The sequence below is a fragment of the Streptomyces sp. NPDC059851 genome (genome assembly GCF_042732005.1).
Taxonomy (GTDB): Bacteria; Actinomycetota; Actinomycetes; order Streptomycetales; family Streptomycetaceae; genus Streptomyces.
Genome location: NZ_JBHWJJ010000280.1, coordinates 1 through 2,624, shown reverse-complemented (window position 1 = coordinate 2,624; position 2,624 = coordinate 1). Strand labels below are relative to the sequence as shown.

Annotated in this window: 3 protein-coding genes and 1 pseudogene; 1 reads left to right on the top strand and 3 read right to left on the bottom strand. The window is 74.6% G+C overall.

Annotated elements, in window-relative coordinates; translation table 11 throughout:
* Positions 1-173 precede the first annotated feature (173 nt).
* A complete protein-coding gene (locus ACFV7Q_RS38700) occupies positions 174-698 on the top strand; it encodes a hypothetical protein (protein WP_385435645.1) in 525 nt (174 codons plus the stop codon).
* Positions 699-779: 81 nt separating this feature from the next.
* On the opposite strand, the gene ACFV7Q_RS38695 is transcribed toward ACFV7Q_RS38700, so the two are convergent.
* The 3 genes and pseudogenes from ACFV7Q_RS38695 to ACFV7Q_RS38685 all read right to left on the bottom strand — a co-directional run.
* Positions 780-1,475, bottom strand: a complete 696-nt coding sequence (locus ACFV7Q_RS38695; RefSeq protein ID WP_385435644.1) for a DUF6766 family protein — start codon at positions 1,473-1,475, stop codon at positions 780-782.
* Between the two features lie 81 nt (positions 1,476-1,556).
* Positions 1,557-1,994, bottom strand: coding sequence for a hypothetical protein (locus tag ACFV7Q_RS38690; RefSeq protein WP_385435643.1), 438 nt, complete (start codon positions 1,992-1,994; stop codon positions 1,557-1,559).
* 391 nt (positions 1,995-2,385) lie between these two features.
* Positions 2,386-2,624: pseudogene (locus ACFV7Q_RS38685) on the bottom strand (hypothetical protein); the annotation flags it as partial.

The following is a 2,624-nucleotide window of genomic DNA, read 5'->3' as shown; positions in this document are numbered from 1 at the left end:
GGCCCGGACGCCCGGGCCGGGCCCACCGCCCCCGGGCGGACGGTGACGTGCGTCACGCCGCGCACCGGCTGCCCGCGCCTACACTGGTCGGCCACGAGCGGAGCAGCGCAGCTTCGCGCCGCAGCTCGCGGACCCGGCACGGGCGGGCGAGCACGCCCCCCGAGGAAACCGCTGTGTCCGCCGATCTCTCACCCGTCATAGCCGCCGGCACCCGCTGGCTGCTGACCGCCTTCCCGCCCGCCCCGGGCGCCTTCAGCCGGGCCTTGGCCGAAGCCCAGGCCCGGCAGGCCGTCACCCTCGCCGCCGCCCTGCGCTACCCGACCGCGCTCGACGCCCAGCTGCTGCACCTGCTCGGCCCGGGCGGGAGCGCCCGACTGGACTGGCTGACCGGCGCCGAGCACGACGGTGGGGGTGACGAGGCCGACGCCGACACCGCCTGGCGGACGTGGGTGGACGAGACCGTCGTCAGCTGGGCCGCCTGCCTCCTGGCCGACCCCGACCTCGCCCTCGCCCTCGACGCCCACCACGTCGTCGACCGCAGCCTGGCCGGCGAAGTCACCCGCCTCGTACGCCCCGGCAACCACGAACACCGCGCCGCGCCCCTGCTGCGCCACCCCGACCTGCTCGAACCGATCGCCGCCCTCCACCGAGCGCCGTTGCTCGATCTGCTGGACAACGAAAACGCTCCGTTGGGATAGGGGGAGCGCCAGAACGCGGCTGGTGCAGCAGCCCGCGTCGGCGGCCCCGTCCCTGCGGCGCGGCGGGGGCGTGCCGGGCGGTCAGCCCTCGACGCCGGTGGTGGTGTGGGCGGCACCGACCGGTTTGGACTCCGGTGAGCCGCGCTGGCGGAGGTAGATGGACAGCACGACCATCGCCGCGACCGCGAGGAGCTCGGACTGCCAGTTCTGCAGCGTACGGTTCCAGAAGTCCGGGGTGCCGAGGTACCCGGCCCAGGTGACGGGGTCTTCGAGCCGGCGGAGCTGCTCGCCGTTGTAGGCGGCGGTGCCGGTGATGGACTGCGCCAGCCACGACAGCACGAACAGGCCGCCCATCACGATCCCCAGGGAACGGGAGTACAGGGCCTGGCGCCAGCCGCCGGTTCCCGCCCAGCGCGGGGAGTCGGCCCGCGCGTGGTCGCCCATGCGTTGTACCTCCTCGCTTTCCGGGCCCGTCTTGTGGACCTCCTTCGACTCCGGCGAGCCGCGCTGGACGAGCCAGACGGTGCCGAAGACGTAGAGGAAGAACTGCAGGAACTCCGATTGCCAGTTCTCGGTCACGTCCACGGCGAAGTCGGAGGAGGTGAGGTAGTCGGCGAAGCCGAGGGGCTGCAGCCCGTCCACGGTGAGTTGCTCGTTGAACTCGGCGTGGCCGGCGACGGCCTGGCAGGCCAGCGTCAGCACGAAGGCGCCACCGAAAGCCAGCGTCAGGCTGTTGTCCCGCCAGAAGCCCCACCCCCGCGGACGGCCGTCCGTCATCGCCGCAGCACCCCGATGGTGATGAAGTAGCCCAGTCCACCCAGGATCACTGCCAGGGTGGTGACGAACAGGGCGCGCATGTCAGGCCCCCTTGACGAGGCACTCGTAGGGCCGGTCCCGCTGCGGTGTGCAGCCCGCGGCCACCACCTTCCACCCGTCGGCGAACTGCGACAGGAACAAGGTGTCGCCCGTCATCCGGGCCATCGCCTGCCTGCCGTACGCCCGGACGTCGCGGAGGCCGCCGGCCACGGGCAGCTGCTCGGCCGCGAGCGCCTGCGGGCAGTCCTGCCGCTCGTCCTGCTCCAGCTGTCGGCGGGTGGAGGGAGCCAGCAGCCCGCAGGCCCTCAGGTGGTCACCGGCGGCCAGGGCCTGAGCAAAGGCAAGCCCCGCCCGGCCGGCCGCGCCCTGCCGGGCGGCGGGCGCGGAACTCCCGCACGCCGCGAGTGCGGCCAGCGCACACAGCAGGAACAGCACGTTGCGGCCCCCCAGGGTGCGCGCGCGGCGGCTCCGACGTGTCACGACGGGTCGGCGCCGGGAACGGACGGCGGGGCACGCGGGGCGTCGTCCTCGGCTGCCGGACGTGGCCCGCCGGGACCGGGAAGCCTGTTGCGGCCCCTCACCTCGCACACCTCGGGCGACCAGTTCCGCTCCTCCTCGTCGTCATCGTGGCGGACCGTTCCGCCCCGACGACCGGTCTGGCGGAAACCCGTACAGCCTGGCACGGCCGCTACCGGCCCGGCCCCTCGCACGCCGCCGGCGCGGGAACCCGTCACCCTCCCGGCCCACCTGGGCCGCCATCCCGATCAGGAGACCGGGTGGGTACGGCCGGCGGGGGCGCCTGCTGCTCGGGCGCCCCCGTCGGGCCCGGCGCGCCGCGCGGCAGAGCCGACGGTCCGGGCGACGGCACCGGTCAACCGGGGCGGAGCCGCTTGGAGTCCTCTTCCTTCTCGACGCCGGTGAACGCGGAGGTGTCCTTGCCGCCGCTGGGGCGCTGCGAGCGTCCCCGGGATCCCAGGTCGTGGTGGCCCTTCTGGCCGCCGCGGGCCAGGTCCTCGCCACTGCGCGTGGTGCTCTCCACCGGTACGCCTTCGTCGGCCTTGCCGCCGTGCGGGCCCTTGCGGGCCTTACGGGCGCCGGCGCCCTGCTTCT

Excerpts from the sequence above, each read along its gene's own strand:
- ACFV7Q_RS38695 (WP_385435644.1), bottom strand. The coding sequence starts at position 1,475 with ATGACGGACGGCCGTCCGCGGGGGTGGGGCTTCTGGCGGGACAACAGC.